Raw genomic sequence first — 17,535 nt, 5'->3', positions numbered from 1 at the left:
CTCCAGGAGCTCCAAATTACCTAGGAGCCCCAGAGGTCGCACCGGTGGTCCGCCGGTGCGACCGGCTCGCTCGCGAACAGCCGGACGTCGCGCCGTGCCCAGCCGGGATGTCCGGTCTGCGCGAACCGGGTCCACGCCCGCACCATCTCGTCCGACAGCGTCCGCTGCGCGTCGTTGAGCGTGACGTCGCCGTATCGCAGCACGAACGGCAGCTCCGACCCGTGGTACGCGCCGTAGTCGAACTCCGGCATGCCCGGAAAGATCATCGGCGGTTCGGGCTCGGCGAACTCGTAGCCGAACGCCCCGGTCAGGGTCCTGAGCTCGTCGGTCGTGCACGTCGACGTCATCGCGGTGAGGACGTTCGAGAGCTGTTTCCTCTCGTCGCCGCCCTTCGGCGGGTAGACGCCGAGGATCTGCTTCGCCTTGGCGGCCCCGAAGCTCTGCGTGAGAGCTTGCTCGTACCCTGCTGCGTCGAGCGGTGGGTAGAACATCGCCACGAACACCGTCAGCTCGTCACGCGTGGTGCCGGCGAGCACCGGGACGTGGTGGAAGCGGCCTTCCCTGAGCGCCATGATCGGGTTCTCCGGCAACGCCTCCGTGCCGTAGGCGGGAGAGGAGAACAGCGGTGTCAACGCCTTGACCTGCTGCACGCTCAGCTGCCGCAGACACTGCACGTCGGCGCACCCGTGCGGCGCCTTCGCCCCGGCCTGCTCGACGTCGGCGCGGCTCGCCCAGACGTGCTGGACCTGGTTCTCCCCCGCGGGCAGACCGAGCTGGCACGGTCCACTTTGGATGATCGCGCGGTGGAAGAGGTTCCTGGTGCGCGGCGAGGTCAGCTGCGCGCACGTCGACAGGCCGCCCGCGGACGCGCCGAACAACGTGACGTTGTGCGGGTTGCCGCCGAACTGCCTGATGTTGCGCCGCACCCACTCCAGCGCCTGCTGCTGGTCCTTCAGCCCGAACGCGCCGGAGCCCGGCAGCCCGGGGAACCCGAAGTACCCGAACGCGCCGAGCCGGTAGTTGACGGTGACGACGACAGAACCGTTGCGCACCAACTGGTCCACGCCGTAGTCCGACCCGGCGCCGCTGGTGAAGCTGCCGCCGTGGAGCCAGACCATGACCGGTCGGTTGACGGCACCCGCCGGTGTGGTGACGTTGAGGTACAGGCAGTCCTCGGCGTCGCTCGCCGGACTGCCGAGCCCGGCGTCCTGCGCGCAGCGGGGCCCTGGCCGTGTCGCGTCGCGAACGCCCTGCCAGGGCTGCACGGGCTGCGGGTCGCGCCAGCGGTTCTGCCCGGCCGGCGGCGCGGCGAACGGGATGCCCTGGAAGCTGCGCTGGGCGTGGATGACGGTTCCCGACACGAATCCGGTGTCGGTGCGGACGGTGGTTCCCGCGGCCTGGGCGGGAACAGCATTTGCGGCGACGAGAACGGCCGCGATCAGAATTGTCGAGGGTGAACGCATGTCGCCGATCAACCTAACGACGGGCGCAACCCCTTTTGGACAGTCGCCTGGCGAGACCGGCGGTCCGGGCGCACCCTGGTGCGATGGCGCGCCTGCTGACCCCGCGCTTCGCCCTGCTCACCGCCGCTGACCTGGGCTACTTCACCGCGATCGGCATCGCGGTCTACGCACTGCCCCTGTACGTCACGGGCCCGCTGCACGAGTCCGAAGCCGCGGCGGGCCTCGCGTTCGGCGCCTTCGCCGTCTCCGCGCTGCTGCTCCGCCCGTTCGCGGGTCGCCTGGCCGACCGCATCGGACGAAGACCGCTCCTGGTGGGCGGCGCCGCGCTGGCCGCACTCAGCCTCGCCCTCACCGCACTGGCGACCGGCCTCCCGATGATCATCGCGCTCAGACTCCTGCTGGGTGTCGCCGAGGCCGCGTTCTTCGTGGCCGGGTTCGCCGCCCTCGTCGACATCGCACCGCCCGACCGCCTCGGCGAGGCCCTCAGCCTCAACTCGCTCGGCCTCTACCTGGGCCTGGCCGCGGGCCCGCCGCTCGGCGAAGTCCTCGCGCAGCGGTCGTTCCCCACCGCCTGGCTCACCGCCGGGGCCCTCTGCGTGGCAGCCGCCGTCGCCTCGGTGTTCATCGGCGAAACCGGCACACCCACCACCACGAACACCAAGCTGATCCACCGCCCGGCCGTTCCGCCGAGCATCGCGCTGTGCACGTCGCTGGCGGCGATCGGCGGCTTTCTCGCGTTCGCGGCACTCAGAGCCCAGGACGAGGGGTTCGAGAACACCAGCCTGCCGCTGTTCCTCTACGGCGCCACGGTCGTCGTGTCGAGGGTGGTGTTCGCCAAGATCCCGGACCGCCTGCCACCGCTCACCCTCGGCGCGGCCGCCCTGGCGGTCATCGCGCTCGGCATGATCCTCACCGCCCTGCCGCACACCCTCGTCGCGGGCAGCGTCGTGCTGGGCATCGGCGTCACGTTCAGCACCCCGGCGTTCTTCGCCGCCGTCTTCGCCACCGCCGCACCACACCAGCGGGGCGCGGCGTCCGGCACCGCCAGCGCGTTCATCGACATCGGCCTCGGCGGCGGCCCGATCCTGCTCGGCCTGGTCGCGAACGCGAGCATCCCGGCCGCTCTCGTCACCGGCGGCGCGCTGGCCGCGGCGGGGTGCCTCTGGACGCTCGCGCTCAGACGAGCACACTGACCGTCGTGCAGATCGGCGTGTTCACCGCGGGAGACCTGGAACCGCTGGAGATCGTCGACCTGGCGGTGGCGGCCGAGCACGCGGGCTTCGACGTCTTCGCGGTCGGCGAGCACCACAACCCGCCCTACAACTCGTCCTCCCCCGCCACGCTGCTGGCCCACATCGCCGCGAGGACGACCCACCTGTGGCTGTCCACCGCCACCACGCTGATCACCACGAACGACCCGCGCCGGATCGCCGCCGAGTACGCGACGCTCGACCTGCTCGCCCCCGGCAGGACCGATCTGGTGCTCGGGCGCGGCACCACGGCGAGAGTGTTCGGCTGGTTCGGCAAGGAGATCGAGTACGGCCTGCCGCTGACCATCGAGAACTACGCGACCCTCAGAGCGTTGTGGCCCACCAGGCCCTACCTCTGGCACGCCTGCAGCCACTCCCCCGAGATCGCCGATCTCGCGGCGGAACACGACGACGGCCTGTTCGTGTTCGCCGACCGGACCGACCACGTCGCCAGGTACCGCGACCAGGCGGAGAACCCGAGGCTCGGCGTGCTCGCGACCAGTCTCGACGACGGGCTCGCGCTCGATCCCGACCGCCTGCTCGTGAAAGCCGGCAGCCCCGCGGACGTCGAAAAGCTGCTGTCGGACGTGTGTTCAGCCTTGCCCGACCGCCGCTCTTCGCGAGACTCCACAGTGCACGGAACGTGAGGCTGGCCCGCAACGTCCACTACCTGCTCACTGACGCCGGACCACGAACGCCACCACCAGGATCAGCGCACCGACCGCGAACGCGGACCCGAGCACCCACAGTCCGTAGAGCGCGAACGCCACGAACTCCGAGCCGATCGCGGCGACCGAGGTCACCGTGGCACGGGCCTCGGACTCGATCCGGTGCTGCAGCTCCGTCTCGATCTGCACCAGCACGAACCGGTACAGCCCGTAGAACAGTCCCAGCAGAACGATCGCCACCGGCACCGCCAGCGCGGCGGCGAGGATCAGCACGGCACCCGAGGCGAACAGCACCCAGCCGCGGAACGGCAACCGCCCGCCGAGCGACGCACCGGCCGCCCCCAGCAACGGCACCCCGATCGTCGCGAGCGGCACCCACACCGTCGGCACGGCCCAGTCCTTGGCCAGCAGTGTGAAGTACTCCTCGAACGCGTCGATCGCGTACACCAGCGCCACCGCGATCACAGCGCGTTTGATCGGCACCGCCTCGCGCAGACCCGTCCGCAGGGTCGCGAAGTAGCTCTGGTGCTCCGCGGATTCGCGCGGAGGTTCCGGGAACCGCAACGCGATCACCGACGACAGCAGGCACATCGCGACGGAGATCCAGCCGGCCAGCTGGTAGCCGCCGAACGAGAACAGCACCGTGGCCACCACGGCCACCGGAACCTGCGAGACCAGCTCGATGGTGTCGACACGGGCGTTGAGCCGCCCGTACTCCGCTTCGTCGCCGTTGGCCGCCAACCCGTCGTAGAGCAGGGCTTCGAACGCACCCGAGGTGAGCGTTCCGCCAAGACCCCACAGCACGAAGCCGATCGCGAAGCCCCAGAACGACGGGAAGAGCACCCAGGCGGCATACGCGAACGCCTGCAGCACACCGGAAGCGACCAGCGAGCTCCGCCGCGAGAACCGGTCGGCGATCGCGCCGGACGGCACCTCGAACACGACGGCCGTGGCCGACCAGATCGCGAGCAGCACGGAGATCGACGCGTCCGACAGCCCGCTGTCGGCGAAGAGCAACGCGTACAGCGCGTAGATCGGCACGAGGTGCGTGCACCACGCCCACGCCGTAGCGGTCCGGGAAAGATCAGTTGAAGATCAATGTCGTCGACGCATGGCACAAGGCTAAGCCGTCAGCGCCACCGATAAATGGCGCTGACGGCTCGTGGTCGATCAGAAACCGGCGGTGACGCGGGTGAACGCGAGATCGGCCTGCTGGATGCCCGAGCAGTTGGCCGCGACCTGTCCGTCGCAGCCGCCGCGGTCGCGGTTCACCGACCAGAAGGCGAGCCGCCCCAGGCCGTTGGACTTCGCCCAGTCGCGGATCGCGGTCCAGTCGTCCACGGTGGTGAGCTCGCGCTGGTCGGACAGACCGTTCATGCCGGAGATGCCGACGTGCTTGAACGCCTCGGCGTCACTCCAGCCGAAGGTCGACTTCAGCTTGTTCTTCAGCCCCGTGGCCGCGCCGATGGTGTCGGTGCGGATGTTGGAGCTGCCGAAGTCGAACGGCATGATCGTGAAGATGTCGATGTTCGCGCCCAGCGCCTTCGACTGGTCGATCAGCCGGGCACCGTAGAAGTTCGGGCCGGTGGTGCCGGTGCCGAACGTGACGATCGTCTGGATGCCGGGGTTGTTCTGCTTGACGATCTTCAACGCGGTGATGATCCGGTCCTGGACCGTCGTGTTCTCGAACTCGTCGGAGTTCTCGATGTCGATGTCGATCGCCTTGAGCCCGTAGGCGTTGATCACCTGCTGGTACGCCCCGGCCAGCGCTTCCGGCGTCGAGCAGTTCGGCCCGAGCTTGTTGCCGCTCCAGCCGCCGAACGACGGCACGATGTCACCGCCGGCCGCGCGGATCGAGTTGATCGTCTGCTGGTCGACGCCACCGGTGAGCGGACGCTGGCTGTCCCACGACGGCGTGCACCCACCGCCGGACAGCACGAACGCGAGGGTGAACCACTTGACGCCGGTCGAGCTCATGACCTGCGTGGCGCTCTGCGGGTTGCCCCAGCCCAGGTACAGGTAGGGCGCGCCGCGTCCGGTGCCGGGCACCGGCGGGTTCGAGGTGGTGGTCGTCGTCGTGGTGGTCGTGGTCGTCGGGGGCTGCCCGGTGCCGTCGCACGATCCGCCGTTGACCTTGCAGTTGGAGGGGCTGCCACCGGAACCGCTCACGGTGAAGCCGAAGCTGGCCGAGCCGCCCACCGGCACGTTGCCGTTCCAGGTGCTGCGGACCGTGATGTTCTGCCCGCTCGCGGTGTGGCTGCCGTCCCAGAGCGACCCGATCGACTGTCCGCTCGGGAGGGTGAACTCGACCGTCCACGAGGTGAGCGCGGACGAGCCGCCGTTGGAGATCGTGTACTTGGCCTCGTAGCCGCTGCTCCACTCCGACGTCTTGGTGAACGTCGCCGTCACGCCCGTCGCGCCGCTCGCTGGAGCGGCGACAACGCCTCCGACCACGGTCGCGATCGCCAGACCGAGGGTGAGGATTTGCCAGCGGAACCTCTTCATGGTGCTCCATTCACGTGCAGGGGGAACGTGATGGCGAGCACGCTAACTGGTCTGGACCACACGTTCAAGAGCGTGAACAGACCACGGGTTGTGGGAGCGTTCCCTCTTTCCGCTAGCCCAGATTCACCCGCTCCGCGTCGCGTTCCTCCAGCAGCTGAAGCAACGCGTACGTGGTCTGCCGCTGCTCCTCCAGCAGCTTCACCAGCCAAGACCCGAAGTACAGGAACCCGCCGACCCCGATCAGCCCGACCCCGAGAATCCCGCCCGAGACCACGTACGGGATCTGCTCCCACACGTACCCGGTGTGCGCGACACCCCACCACGCGAAGAGGATCGCCGCGATCCCCGCCGTCATCAGCATCGTGCCGATGAACCCGAGCCCGCTGCGCATCCGGGCGCGGCGCCGGTCCTGCATGGTCATGGCTTCACCCGTTGCGCAGGTCGGGGACACCGGTCGGGTGTCCTGAGGGACAAGGGGCGCCACCGAGCAGGAAGGCCCCGAACGACTTCATGCCGAACGCTCCGGCCGCGGCGACCCCGAGCCCGGCGAGCACCAGCAGTGCCGGCACGCCGGGGAAGTCCAGCAACGAGCGGGGTTTCGCGCGGGCGGACGCCACCGGTGTCACGGTCTTGGGCGGCACGACCCCGGCCACCGGCGGCGAGCCGGGCAGCGGGGACTGCCCCGCGCCCGCGGCGGGCGGCGGCGCGAGAGGTGCTTGCGGCGCGGGAGCATCAGGCGGCGTCAACGGCGCGGCGGCGGACGCGTTGGCGACCGCCTCGGTGTCGCCGACGATCACCACCATCTTGCGCAGCGGGTTCAGCAGCGGCACGAGTTCCTTGGGCAGCAACGGCGCCACGACGCCGTCCAGGATTCCGCCGAGGCCGAGCTTGGTGCGCAACGCCAGCACGTCGACGGTCAGGGTCAGCCCGGTGCTCCTGGAGGTGGCGGCCGTGCCTTCGAGCTTCGTCGACGACGTGGGCCACGTCAGCGTGATCCCCAGTGGTTCCAACGCCTTCAGCAGGCCGTCCGGTGGTGCCGCCGGCGATTTCACCGGGAACTTCTGGCCCAGCACCGTGAACTCGGCGACCGAGAACGTGCTGGTGCCGCTGCCCTTGCTGCCGTCGCTGACGGCGACCGACTCGAAGCGGACACCCGACAGCACGACCATGCCGGCGAGCAACGACAGCGTTTGCGCGGACGTCACGGCGGTGGAGCGCGCTTCGGTGCCCGACACTGAGCTCGCGCTGTTCGAGGAGAGACCGTCCGCGGTGAGCAGGAACGGCACCTCCTGCTTGGCGCCCGCCGAGGACTCGGCCTTCGAGGCTCCCGCCGACGCCCGCATGCCGGACTTCGACTCGTCGGCGGGGCCGCCCGGATGCGACGCGTTGGCCTGCACCGGATACGCGAAGCCGAGCAGCTGCGGCAGGCCGGTGCCGACGGCCGCGCCCGGCCACAGCGAGCTCGCGAGCGACCTGCCGATCGGGCCGGACCCGAGTTCGGTCTGGGTGTACGAGAGGTGCACCTCGCCCTGCGGTTCCGCGGGCACCGGGATCAGGTCGGTGTGCAGCAGGACGGACACGGGCGCCGCGCGGGCCGACAGCGTGAACCCGCCGATGTCGGCTGCCCTGGCCGGTGCCGGGGACAGCAGGATCAGCAGCACCACGAGCGCGTACCTCACGATGTCCCTCCGAAGTAGACGGATGCGAGGTCGTCGTCCGCGGCGATCTCGCCGTGCGCCATCACGACGACCTGGTCGGCCACGGCGGACGCGGTCTCCGCGAACTGCTCGACGATCAGCATCGTGACCCCGGTCGCGGCCAGTTCCTTCACGACCTCGTACAGCTCGGCGACGATCACCGGCGCGAGCCCCATGGAGAGCTCGTCGATCACCAGCACCGCGGGGTCGGTGATCAACGCGCGGGAGAACGCGAGCATCTGCTGCTCACCGCCGGACATCGAGCCCGCGAGCTGCCTGTGCCGCACCCGCAGCTTCGGAAACCGCTCGTAGACCACCTCGGGGTCGCCGCGCATCAGTCTCAGGTTCTCCGCGACCGTGAGGTTCGGGAAGATCGCGCGGCCTTCCGGGATCGTGCACAGGCCCGCGCGGGCCAGCTCGTCCGCAGCGGCGTCGTTGACGTGCACCCCGCCCAGGTGGACGTGCCCGCTGGAGGCGCGCAACTGTCCACTGAGGACTTTGACCAGCGTCGACTTGCCCGCGCCGTTCGGGCCGAGCAACGCCGTGACGGTGCCGCGCGGCACGTTCAGCGTGACCCCGCGCAGGACCTCGATCCTGCCGTACCCGGCGTGGACGTCCATCAGGTCGATCATCCGAGGTACGCCTCCCGAACGCCTTCGTGCGAGCGGATCTCGGCGGGAGTGCCGGACGTCAGGAGCCGCCCCAGGTTCAGCACGTGCACGTGGTCGCAGTAGTTCATGACGAGGTCCATGTCGTGCTCGACCAGCACGACCGCACGACCTTCGGCACTCAGCTGTTGCAGCAGCTCGCCGAACGCGTCGGTCTCGGCGCGGTCGAGTCCGGACGACGGCTCGTCGAGCAGCAGCAGCTGAGGGTCCGTCGCCAGCGCGCGGGCCAGCTCCAGCAACCGCGCGGCGCCCGTCGGCACGGTGTCGGCCTGGTTCGCGGCGAACTCCGCGATCCCGACGCGGTCCAGCAGTTCGGAAGCCAGCCGGGACGACCGGCGACGGCTTTCCAGCGCCACCACCACGTTCTCCCACACGGTCAGCGAGCCGAACACCTCGAGCCGCTGGAACGTCCGCGCGACACCCAGCCTCGACCTCTGGTGCGGCCCCTTCGCCGTGATGTCGGCGTCGTCCAGGAGCACGCGGCCGGCGGACGGCTTGCGCAGCCCGCTGATCACGTCGAACAACGTCGTCTTGCCCGCGCCGTTGGGCCCGATCAGCCCGGTGACACCGGGCGAGGCCGACAGCGTCACGTCGTTGACGGCGGTCACCTCGCCGAAGCGGACCGTCACGCCCTCCACCCGCAACGTGCTCATGCGCGCCGCCAGGACCACGCTCGGAAGAACCAGCTGACCAGGCCGTTGGGATCACGCGCGAGCCCGGCCGCCGCGACGCCGAGCAGCACGACCGCCGCCCCCGCGAACGCGGGGAAACCGCTCTGCAGCACCGGGAGCAGCATCAGCAGCAGCCCGCCGAGCGCCGCGCCGGACACCGACGTCACCCCGGCGATCACCGCGAACAGCAGCAGCGGCAGGTTGTTGAACAGCTGGAAGTCGCTCGCCGCCACGGTTTCCCGCAGCTGCGCGAAGAGCCCGCCGGCCAGTCCCGCGATCGCCGCCGACAGCGAGAACACCCAGACCCGGATCCAACGCACGTTCACGCCGAGCGTCGCGCACGCCGCCGAACTGTCCTTGACCGCGATCATGCGCCGCCCGAGCCGGCCACGGCGCACCGCCAGCACACCGGCCCCGACCACCGCGAACACCCCCGCGGCCAGCAGCAACTGCCCGGCAGGGGAATCGACCAGCTTCGGCACCTGCAGGCTGCCGCGCACCCCGAAGGCGATGGGCGACTGCAGCACGAGCTTGTCCATCAGCTGTGCGAACCCGAGCGTGGCCAACGCCAGGTACAGCCCGCTCACCCGCAACACCGTCAACGCGATCAACGCACCGATCGCGGCCGCGACCGCCGCACCCGCCAGCAACGCGAGCGGTGAGGAGCTTCCCAGCCGTGCCACCGTCACCGCGCCCACGCCGACGAACGTGAACTGCCCGAGCGACACCACCCCGCCGTACCCGGTGAGCAGCACCATCGACAGCAGGACGATTCCGAACACCAGTCCCAGCGCGAGCTGCCCGGCCACCACGCCGTCCACGAGCAACGCCAGCGCGAGGACCACTCCCAGGAAGATCGCGGCGCCGACGCCGGTGGCCAGACCGCTCGGAACCGCCACCCCGCGCGATCCCCGCACGCCACCGATCCGCAGCGGTGACTGGGGCATCGCGAGCAGCACGACGAACAACAGCAACGCCGGGATCGCCGCGCGGAACGCGATCCAGAACGGCGAGGACGGCAGGTACGCCACCGCGTAGGACTGCACCAGGCCGAGCCCGAGCGCGCCCACGAACGTCCACGGCAGACTGCGCAGCCGTCCGACCAGCGCCGCGGTGTACGCGGTGATCACGAGCAACGTCATCGTCACGTAGTCGAGCTGCACCACCGGCGTCAGCAGAATGCCGCCCAACGCCGCCAAGGCCGACCCGATGGCCCAGCTCAACGCGGACAACCGGTCGGGCCGTGTGCCGTACAACGCGGCCAGCTCCGGCGCGTCGACGCACGCCCGCATCGCGAGGCCGGTCCGCGTCCGGTTCAACAGGACGTACAGCCCTCCCGCGACGAGCACCGCGCACAGCAGCGTGACCAGGTCGTGCCCGCTGACGAACGACTGTCCGATGTGGATGCCGTACTGGTCGAGGAACGGCCGCACCGGCCGGGCCTGCGGCGGCCAGATCGCCTGCGCCGCGCCGATCAGCCCGACCAGCACACCGACACCCGCGACGAGCGTGATGCCGACCGGAGCGCCCGCGAGCCTGCGCATCACGAACCGTTCGACCAGCAGCCCGAACAGCGGCGCGCACCCGCCGACGACGATCAGCAGGGCGAGCCACTGCGGCAGGCCGCGGTTCTCGGCGAGCTCCCAGTAGAGGAACGCCATGACCATGCCGATCGCGCCGTGGCCGACGTTGAACACCTTGGAGGTGCTGTAGGTCAGCACGAGCCCGCCGGCGACGACGGCGTACGCGCCTCCCGTGACCAGGCCGAAAACGGTGTAGGCGAGGAGGGCGGTCATCCACCCACCCCCGTGTCGATCAGCGAACCGCACGAGTACCCGGACGCGGGCGCGAGCCGCGACCACGTCCCGCCCTTCAACCTGATCAGGGACATGCACGCCGACGTGCGCTTACCTCCGACGTCCTGCGGCGCGACCATGCCCTCCGCGGTGAAGTCGTGCACCCCGCGGACCTGGTCGAGCATCGCCTTGCGGGTCAGCTGCGGCCCGATCTTCGCGGCGAGCTGGACGAACAACCGCGCCGCCGCCCACGCGAACATCCCGAAGTAGGAGGGAGCCGCACCGGGCGCCACCCGCGCCAGCCACTGCTTGTACAGCGCCACCTGCGGGTTGTTCTCCTCGAACATCCCGCCGTTGGTGTAGACGACGGTGCCGTCGACCGCCGCCCCGCCCTGCCGCACGTACTGCGCGTCGTACGCGCTCGGGTCCGTGATGAACGCTTCCGGCGTGTAGCCCTGCTGCCGCATGGCCTGCTGCAACCGCACGGCGTACTGGGCCGACCCCATCCAGTACACGATCTTCGCGCCCGTCTCCTTGAGCTTCGCGACGTACGGCGCGTAGTTGACGTCGGCGATGTCGATCGCCTGCGTGTACACGAACTTCAAGCCGCGCTGCTCGGCCGCCTTCTGCATGCTGCGCGCGTTCTGCGAGCTCGCGTCGACGTTGAGGTAGAGGAACGACGCGGCGCCGGCGGCGTTCGGGAAGGTCGACTTGATCAGGTCCGGGTACGCCGACGACACCAGGTTCACGACGTTGGACGCGACGCCGAAGCTCACCGGGGTGCGCTGCCGCTGCACCGTGACCGTGGAGGCGCGCAGGTCGGGGATGCCGCACGCGGTGGCGGCCGGTCCACCGCCCTGGTCGAAGCCCGACATCGAACCGACCAGCGCGAACGCCTGCTCGCACGCCTGGGAGGTGGCCTGCTGGTCGCCGCCGCTGTCGGTGCGCGAGTCGAACGACACGAGCTTGAGCTTGCGGCCGCAGATCGCGCCCTGGGTGGCGTTGAAGTACTCGACGAACGCCTTCGTCCCCTGCTGCGCCGCCTGGAAGAGGCCGGGCACCGGGCCGCTGATGTCGGAGATGTTGGCGATGGTGATCTCGCCGGCGGTGACGCCCTTGTCCGTGGCACCGCCCGTGCCCTGGCAGCCGCCCGCGATGCTGCCGGGCGGGTTCGGCTGCCGGTTGGGTTGCTGCGGGTTGGTGGCACCGGGTTGCTCCGCGGTGCCGTCGGTGCCGGACACCGCGCCGTCCTCACCCTGCGCCGTGTCCTGCTGGGTGCCCGCTCCGCCGCCCAGCGGCACGGCGAGTGCCGCGCGTTGCTCGTCGGTGAGCCTGCTCCCGCACCCCGCGACCAACGCGCAGACCACGAACGCGATCAGCGCAACCCTGCGATGCATGCGGACGAACGCTAGGGCACTGCATCAATCCAGTCCGGGCCTGCTACCAGCGAATTCACCCAGGTGGCCGACACAATTTTTAGAACACGTTCTATCTGCAAAGGAAACCGTCGAACACCGTCACCAAAGCGCAGTTACGTCGTTTGTTCAGGCTTCGCCGAGGAACACGTTCTACTCACGACGGCGGCAGCAGCTCCGGCCGGCGCGGCCGGATCACGTCGCCGGACGACTCACCGCGCAGCCGCCTCATCACCCACGGCACGACGTGCTCGCGCGCCCACTTCCAGTCCTCCGCCCGCCTGACCTTCCTGTCGATCAGCGGAGCGGCGCCGAGCACCGTCCGCTCCAGCGAGTGCGGGACACCGAGAGCGTCGAGCACCGAGATGGCGACCTCGTTGTGCCCCAGCTCGTTCAGGTGCAGGCGGTCCGGGGACCACATCCGACGGTCACGCAGCTGCCGCATCGACCACATGTCGACGAGCACGCACGAGTGCTCGGCAGCGATCGCGCGCACGTGCTCGTTGTAGATAGCCACGCGACCGCGCATCTTGCGGAACACCGGGTCGTCGACGCCGTCGACACCCGTGAAAAGGATGACGCGCGCGCCTTGCGTCACCGTGCGTGCCACGGCGGCGCGGTAGCGGCGCATCAACGCGTCGATGTTCACCTTGGGCCGCATGAGGTCGTTCCCGCCCGCGTAGAGCGAGACGAGATCGGGCTTCATGTCGAGGGCGCGCTCGAGCTGCTCGTCGAGCACCTGCGGCAGCAACCGGCCGCGCACCGCGAGGTTGGCGTAGGTGAACTCCGGGTCGGCGGCACCCAGGACGTCGGCGACGCGATCGGCCCAGCCACGCACGCCGTTGGGACGACCAGCGTCCTCGTCACCGACCCCTTCGGTGAACGAGTCCCCCAACGCCACAAAACGCTTGCTCATGCTCAGGACTTTAGGTCGCGCGCGTGAGCCGAGGTTGCGCGGGGTTGGATAACGGTTCGATAACGCCGGGGTCTCGAACTGAGGCGCACTCCCTTTCCTGGCCGTAGTCCCGATCGTGCGACTCCCCATGGACTTGGCAACGCCGGCGCGACTCCTCGTCGCGCTGGTCGGCTGTGCGCTGGCCGTGCTGCTCAACACCGGGAGCGCGATCGGCCAGCCCTCCACCCCCTCGACCCCCATCTCGACCCCGCCGCCGGGTAGTGCCGGGACGGGCGACGAGGTCGTGCAGACCCAGTGGGGTCCGCTCGGCCCCGCCGACCGGGACTTCATGAACCGGGTCAAGCAGGCCGGGCTGTGGGAGAAACCCGCGGGAGACAAGGGCAAGGCCAAGCGGCCGGACCAGCCGAAGATCCAGGAAGCCTGCAAGCACCTCATCGAGGGGCACACGCTGCTGGACAACGTCGTGAACCGGGCGGGAGTCCTGCTCGGCCACACGTTGCCCACCGAGGCGACCGACGAGCAAAAGGGCTGGCTGGCCGAGATGGACGCGGCGAACGGTGACGAGTTCGACGCCGTCTTCGCCAACCGGCTCCGCGCGGCGCACGGCAAGGTCTACGCCTACGCCGCGCAGATCCGGGCGGGTACCAAGAACGAACTCATCCGCATTCTCTCCACGCAGGCGATGATCACCGTCTTCGACCACATGAAGGTGCTCGAGGAGACCGGTCGCGTCGACTTCGCCGGCCTGGAGTCCCCACAGCCGCTCGCTCCCCCGACGGCGGCGTCCGGGGCACCGGAACCGACGGGGGACAACAACGACAACGCGGACGCGTCCGCGAACCCGACCGACGGTGTGATCCCGACCGTGCCGGAGGGCACCAAGTTCACCCGGACCGCCGAACAGGGCGTGTTCGGCGAGAACAACGGTGTGTTCTTCGGCGCCATTGCGGTGCTCGCGCTCGCGCTGGTGGGAATGCGAATGATCTCCCGCTCAAAGCAGAAGACTCGACGGAAATCACGTTCGTACTAATCGCACACCGAGGTTCAACCCGAACAACACGGCTCACCGCCGTCAGCTTCACCATGCCGTTTTATCGGACTACACGAGGTGGCAAATGGCTTTTCACCGTAGGAAATCCACGATCTGGCTGACCGCCGCGGCAGCGGCGATGGCGCTGGTCGCTGGCGGTGCCGCGGTGGTGGCCATCAGTTCTTCTGATGGCGCCGCGCTCGCCGACGGGGCGGACAAATCGCAGTTCGTCGACATCACGAAGGTGAAGCCGAACGTCAAGAAACCAAAACAGCAACAAGGCGCCACCACGGGTACGTTCACGGTCGACTGCGGCCGCAACGAGAACGGGCACTTCAACCCGGACAACTTCATCGCGCAGCCCGGCGTCCGCAACGGTGCCCAGCACCTGCACGACTACGTCGGCAACCTGTCCACGAATGCGGACTCCAACAACAAGTCGCTGCAGAAGGCAGGCACGACCTGCAAGAACGGTGACAAGTCCGCGTACTTCTGGCCCGTCGTCCGCATCAACGACGGCGAGGAGGAAGAGGCCAAGGAGCAGCCGAAGAAGAAGGACGACAAGGCGCAGCAGGACAAGGACAAGGCAGACAAGGCCGCGGCCCGCCTGGACTGCCCCGACGTCGCCTCCGCGCTGCCGGAGGACGTTCCCGACAAGGCCCAGGCCGAGATCGACCGCGAGCTGCAGAACATCGACAAGGTGACCGAAGAGGCCGAGAAGAAGCTCGAGCAGACCAAGGCCCAGGACGTCAACAACGCGGTCGTCGGCCCGGTGAAGGACAAGCGCGCCGCGATCCTCGACCGGATGATGCTGGCGTTCAGCCGCCAGGGCAAGCAGGCCCCCGACCTGAACCCGCTCGCCGCCTGCAAGGTGAAGGACCAGAACAACGCGGGCGTCGACAACGGCGACGAGAACAGCGACAACGCCCAGGCAGAGGGCACCGAGAACAAGAAGAACCAGAACAACAAGGAAGAGAACGAGAACAACGAGCTCGAAGGCAACGAGGGCGAGATCCAGCGCCCCGAGGTCGTCGACCTCACCTTCCGCGGCAGCCCGGTCGGCAAGGTCGTCGCGATGCCCAAGTTCCTCCGCATCCTCTACGGCGACGCGAAGGTCTCGACCAACGGCACGAAGAACGCCAAGGACTCGTGGACCTGCACCGGCTTCGAGGACAAGGTGCTGATCAACAAGTACCCGATCTGCCCGCAGGGCTCGAAGGTCAAGCGCATCCACGACTTCCCGAGCTGCTGGGACGGCAAGAACATCGACTCCGCGAAGCACCGCGAGCACATCGTCTTCCCGGACGGGAACGGCAAGTGCCCCAAGGGCTTCAAGGCCGTTCCGCAGCTGCGGATCTCCCTGACCTACAACATCCCCCAGGAGATCCAGAAGGCGGGCCGCTACGCGGTCGACTCGTTCCCCGAGGAAGAGCACAACCCGTTCTCCGACCACGACGACTTCGCGAACGTGATGTCGCAGCAGATCATGAACCGCCTGGTCAACTGCGTGAACTCCGGCAAGAAGTGCAAGGAGTGACCCGGTTCTGACGAGCGAGAATCCCCCGGTGCACCTCCCGCGCACCGGGGGATTCTCGTTGTCCTGCTTGCCGATTACCCTTGCGCGATGGCGAAACGGCGCACCTGGCGCGAAGCCGACGGCGAGCGGGTCGAGGGCACCTGGCGACACGTCTTCATCCGCAACGGCGACAGGCACTTCCTCACCGACCTGTTCATCTACGCCGACGGGATGGTCGACTGCTGGGGACTCTGCACCCTGGACGAGTTCGCCGAGAAGCTCGCCTCGGGGAAGGTGGCGACCGTCGTCCCGGACGGCGCCGAGGCGTCGGCACTGCACCTCGGCGACTGGACGTTCGCCGAACCGCAGCGCTGGGTGACGGCCGACGCGCTGCTCGCCGAGGTTCACGACACCGTCGACCAGCTGAGCGGCAGGCCCGACTCCACGGCTCGCTGCCGTGCGGCGGTGGACGTCTTCCTCGCCGACCAGACCGAGGAGAACCGGGCGGCGCTGCACGCGGCGTACACGGCCATCCCCGAGCACATGAGGGTCTACGCGCTCGGTGACATGGACCGCCAGGACTGGCCGTTGCGGGTGCTCGCGGCCGGACCGGGCAACACCTACACCTGGTGGGACGACGACGAGATCGTCACCGACGAGGCCTACGCCGAGGCTCTCGCCTACTTCGGCTGTTCACCAGCCTGAACCTGTACCGGAAACATTGACCGCAAAGGTATAGACCACTGACACTGGCCGCATGGTCACCCGTTCCTGCGCGGTGCTGATCGCACTGCTGGCCTCGTTGCTAGTACCGGTCACCGGCCCTGCCTCGGCAGCACCGGTGACGTTCGTCCACCCGGGAGTCGTCGTGTCCCGGCCACAGCTGGACTTCATGCGCGCCAAGGTCCTGGCCGGCGCGCAACCGTGGAAGCTCGCCTACGACCGCATGATGACGTCCAAGTACGCGGACCTGAACCGCACACCGAAGCCCCGGTCCGTGGTGGAGTGCGGCCCCTACTCCAACCCGAACTACGGCTGCACCGACGAGCGCGAAGACGCCATCGCCGCCTACACCCTGTCGCTGGCCTGGTACGTGACGCGCGACAACAGGTACGCGGCCAAGGCCATCCAGATCATGGACGCCTGGTCCGCCACCATCACCGACCACACCAACTCGAACGCCCCGCTGCAGACGGCGTGGTCGGCGTCGAGCTGGCCCAAGGCGGCGGAGATCATCAAGCACGTCCACGGGAACTGGCCGAACAGCGCGAGGTTCGGCACGATGCTGCGCAACGTCTACCTGCCCGAGATCCAGAACGGCCGCGCGAACACCAACGGCAACTGGGAACTCAGCATGATGGAGGCCTCGATCGGCATCGCGGTCTTCCTGGAGGACCGCGCCGCCTACGACAAGGCGGTCAGCATCTTCCGCACCCGCATCCCCGCCTACATCTACCTCACCACCGACGGCGAGCTGCCGAAGACGCCGCCGGGCAGCGGGATCGACACCAGGTCCGAGATCATCTCGTACTGGCAGGGCCAGTCCACGTTCGTCGACGGCCTCACCCAGGAGACCTGCCGGGACTTCACGCACACCGGCTACGGGCTCGCGGCGGCGGCGCACCTCGCCGAGACCGCGCGGCACCAGGGCCAGGACATCTGGGGCGAGATCAAGGACCGCATGCGGCACGCGTGGGGCCTGCACACCAGGTACTCCAACGGCGAGCCGGTGCCGTCGTGGCTGTGCGGCGGGTCGTACAGCCAGAGCCTCGGCCCGACGTCGGAGGTGTCGTTCAACGCGCTGAACACCAGGCTGGGCATCGCGATGTCGAACACCCAGCGCTACACCGAGGCGCAGCGTCCACAGGGGACGAACAACCTGTTCGTCGCCTGGGAGACCCTGACTCACGCGGCCAATCCCGCCTAGGTGGGACTAGCGT

16 protein-coding genes are annotated in these 17,535 nt (G+C 69.0%); 6 read left to right on the top strand and 10 right to left on the bottom strand.

Translation table 11 applies throughout. The features are described 5' to 3' along the window. Positions 1 to 20: 20 nt before the first annotated feature. Positions 21 to 1,463, bottom strand: coding sequence for a carboxylesterase/lipase family protein (locus IEZ09_RS28965; RefSeq protein WP_189256958.1), 1,443 nt, complete (start codon positions 1,461 to 1,463; stop codon positions 21 to 23). A gap of 83 nt (positions 1,464 to 1,546) precedes the next feature. Here IEZ09_RS28965 and IEZ09_RS28960 point away from each other — a divergent pair, with 83 nt between their 5' ends. After that, positions 1,547 to 2,656: an MFS transporter gene (locus IEZ09_RS28960; protein ID WP_189256957.1), complete on the top strand. Its 1,110-nt coding sequence runs from the start codon at positions 1,547 to 1,549 to the stop codon at positions 2,654 to 2,656. A 5-nt stretch (positions 2,657 to 2,661) separates the two neighbouring features. Then, a complete protein-coding gene (locus IEZ09_RS28955; RefSeq protein WP_229813045.1) occupies positions 2,662 to 3,360 on the top strand; it encodes an LLM class flavin-dependent oxidoreductase in 699 nt (232 codons plus the stop codon). A gap of 27 nt (positions 3,361 to 3,387) precedes the next feature. Here the strand turns inward: IEZ09_RS28955 and IEZ09_RS28950 are convergent, their stop codons facing one another. The 9 genes from IEZ09_RS28950 to IEZ09_RS28910 form a co-directional block, all read right to left on the bottom strand. Then, entirely contained in the window at positions 3,388 to 4,422 is a 1,035-nt protein-coding gene (locus IEZ09_RS28950; protein ID WP_189256955.1) for an MFS transporter, read from the bottom strand. 129 nt (positions 4,423 to 4,551) lie between these two features. Then, entirely contained in the window at positions 4,552 to 5,886 is a 1,335-nt protein-coding gene (locus IEZ09_RS28945; RefSeq protein ID WP_189256954.1) for a cellulose binding domain-containing protein, read from the bottom strand. 112 nt (positions 5,887 to 5,998) lie between these two features. Beyond that, positions 5,999 to 6,307, bottom strand: coding sequence for a hypothetical protein (locus IEZ09_RS28940; protein ID WP_189256953.1), 309 nt, complete (start codon positions 6,305 to 6,307; stop codon positions 5,999 to 6,001). Between the two features lie 4 nt (positions 6,308 to 6,311). Next, a complete protein-coding gene (locus IEZ09_RS28935) occupies positions 6,312 to 7,565 on the bottom strand; it encodes a choice-of-anchor P family protein (protein ID WP_189256952.1) in 1,254 nt (417 codons plus the stop codon). Beyond that, positions 7,562 to 8,215 (bottom strand): ABC transporter ATP-binding protein, encoded by a 654-nt coding sequence (locus tag IEZ09_RS28930; RefSeq protein ID WP_189256951.1) that lies wholly within the window; start codon positions 8,213 to 8,215, stop codon positions 7,562 to 7,564. The genes IEZ09_RS28935 and IEZ09_RS28930 overlap by 4 nt, the downstream gene beginning before the upstream one ends. After that, positions 8,212 to 8,904 carry an ABC transporter ATP-binding protein gene (locus IEZ09_RS28925; protein ID WP_189256950.1) on the bottom strand — a complete coding sequence of 231 codons (693 nt, stop codon included), beginning with the start codon at positions 8,902 to 8,904 and terminating at the stop codon, positions 8,212 to 8,214. The genes IEZ09_RS28930 and IEZ09_RS28925 overlap by 4 nt, the downstream gene beginning before the upstream one ends. After that, a complete protein-coding gene (locus IEZ09_RS28920; protein ID WP_189256949.1) occupies positions 8,901 to 10,718 on the bottom strand; it encodes a branched-chain amino acid ABC transporter permease in 1,818 nt (605 codons plus the stop codon). Before IEZ09_RS28920 ends, IEZ09_RS28925 begins: the two co-directional genes overlap by 4 nt. Then, positions 10,715 to 12,115 (bottom strand): ABC transporter substrate-binding protein, encoded by a 1,401-nt coding sequence (locus IEZ09_RS28915; RefSeq protein ID WP_189256948.1) that lies wholly within the window; start codon positions 12,113 to 12,115, stop codon positions 10,715 to 10,717. Before IEZ09_RS28915 ends, IEZ09_RS28920 begins: the two co-directional genes overlap by 4 nt. A 175-nt stretch (positions 12,116 to 12,290) precedes the next feature. Continuing rightward, positions 12,291 to 13,049, bottom strand: coding sequence for an SGNH/GDSL hydrolase family protein (locus IEZ09_RS28910; protein WP_189256947.1), 759 nt, complete (start codon positions 13,047 to 13,049; stop codon positions 12,291 to 12,293). Positions 13,050 to 13,176: 127 nt separating this feature from the next. On the opposite strand from IEZ09_RS28910, the gene IEZ09_RS28905 reads away from it, so the two are divergent. The 4 genes from IEZ09_RS28905 to IEZ09_RS28890 all read left to right on the top strand — a co-directional run bounded on the left by IEZ09_RS28905 (position 13,177) and on the right by IEZ09_RS28890 (position 17,522). Continuing rightward, a complete protein-coding gene (locus tag IEZ09_RS28905; protein WP_189256946.1) occupies positions 13,177 to 14,079 on the top strand; it encodes a DUF4142 domain-containing protein in 903 nt (300 codons plus the stop codon). Between the two features lie 85 nt (positions 14,080 to 14,164). Beyond that, positions 14,165 to 15,616 carry a DUF1996 domain-containing protein gene (locus tag IEZ09_RS28900; protein ID WP_189256945.1) on the top strand — a complete coding sequence of 484 codons (1,452 nt, stop codon included), beginning with the start codon at positions 14,165 to 14,167 and terminating at the stop codon, positions 15,614 to 15,616. An 87-nt stretch (positions 15,617 to 15,703) separates the two neighbouring features. Further along, complete coding sequence (locus IEZ09_RS28895) at positions 15,704 to 16,300, top strand: DUF7638 domain-containing protein (RefSeq protein WP_189256944.1); 597 nt, start codon at positions 15,704 to 15,706, stop codon at positions 16,298 to 16,300. Between the two features lie 52 nt (positions 16,301 to 16,352). After that, positions 16,353 to 17,522, top strand: coding sequence for an alginate lyase family protein (locus IEZ09_RS28890; RefSeq protein ID WP_189256943.1), 1,170 nt, complete (start codon positions 16,353 to 16,355; stop codon positions 17,520 to 17,522). Positions 17,523 to 17,535 lie beyond the last annotated feature (13 nt).

Source organism: Lentzea flava (genome assembly GCF_014648475.1).
In the GTDB taxonomy this organism is placed as follows: Bacteria; Actinomycetota; Actinomycetes; order Mycobacteriales; family Pseudonocardiaceae; genus Lentzea; species Lentzea flava.
The sequence above is the reverse complement of the archived record's forward strand: the minus strand, read 5'-3'. Positions and strand labels throughout refer to the sequence as shown.

Coding starts and splice junctions, on each gene's coding strand:
- IEZ09_RS28965 (WP_189256958.1), bottom strand. CDS start 1,463: ATGCGTTCACCCTCGACAATTCTGATCGCGGCCGTTCTCGTCGCCGCA.
- IEZ09_RS28960 (WP_189256957.1), top strand. CDS start 1,547: ATGGCGCGCCTGCTGACCCCGCGCTTCGCCCTGCTCACCGCCGCTGAC.
- IEZ09_RS28945 (WP_189256954.1), bottom strand. CDS start 5,886: ATGAAGAGGTTCCGCTGGCAAATCCTCACCCTCGGTCTGGCGATCGCG.
- IEZ09_RS28940 (WP_189256953.1), bottom strand. CDS start 6,307: ATGACCATGCAGGACCGGCGCCGCGCCCGGATGCGCAGCGGGCTCGGG.
- IEZ09_RS28930 (WP_189256951.1), bottom strand. CDS start 8,215: ATGATCGACCTGATGGACGTCCACGCCGGGTACGGCAGGATCGAGGTC.
- IEZ09_RS28925 (WP_189256950.1), bottom strand. CDS start 8,904: ATGAGCACGTTGCGGGTGGAGGGCGTGACGGTCCGCTTCGGCGAGGTG.
- IEZ09_RS28920 (WP_189256949.1), bottom strand. CDS start 10,718: ATGACCGCCCTCCTCGCCTACACCGTTTTCGGCCTGGTCACGGGAGGC.
- IEZ09_RS28915 (WP_189256948.1), bottom strand. CDS start 12,115: ATGCATCGCAGGGTTGCGCTGATCGCGTTCGTGGTCTGCGCGTTGGTC.
- IEZ09_RS28910 (WP_189256947.1), bottom strand. CDS start 13,049: ATGAGCAAGCGTTTTGTGGCGTTGGGGGACTCGTTCACCGAAGGGGTC.
- IEZ09_RS28905 (WP_189256946.1), top strand. CDS start 13,177: ATGGACTTGGCAACGCCGGCGCGACTCCTCGTCGCGCTGGTCGGCTGT.
- IEZ09_RS28900 (WP_189256945.1), top strand. CDS start 14,165: ATGGCTTTTCACCGTAGGAAATCCACGATCTGGCTGACCGCCGCGGCA.
- IEZ09_RS28895 (WP_189256944.1), top strand. CDS start 15,704: ATGGCGAAACGGCGCACCTGGCGCGAAGCCGACGGCGAGCGGGTCGAG.
- IEZ09_RS28890 (WP_189256943.1), top strand. CDS start 16,353: ATGGTCACCCGTTCCTGCGCGGTGCTGATCGCACTGCTGGCCTCGTTG.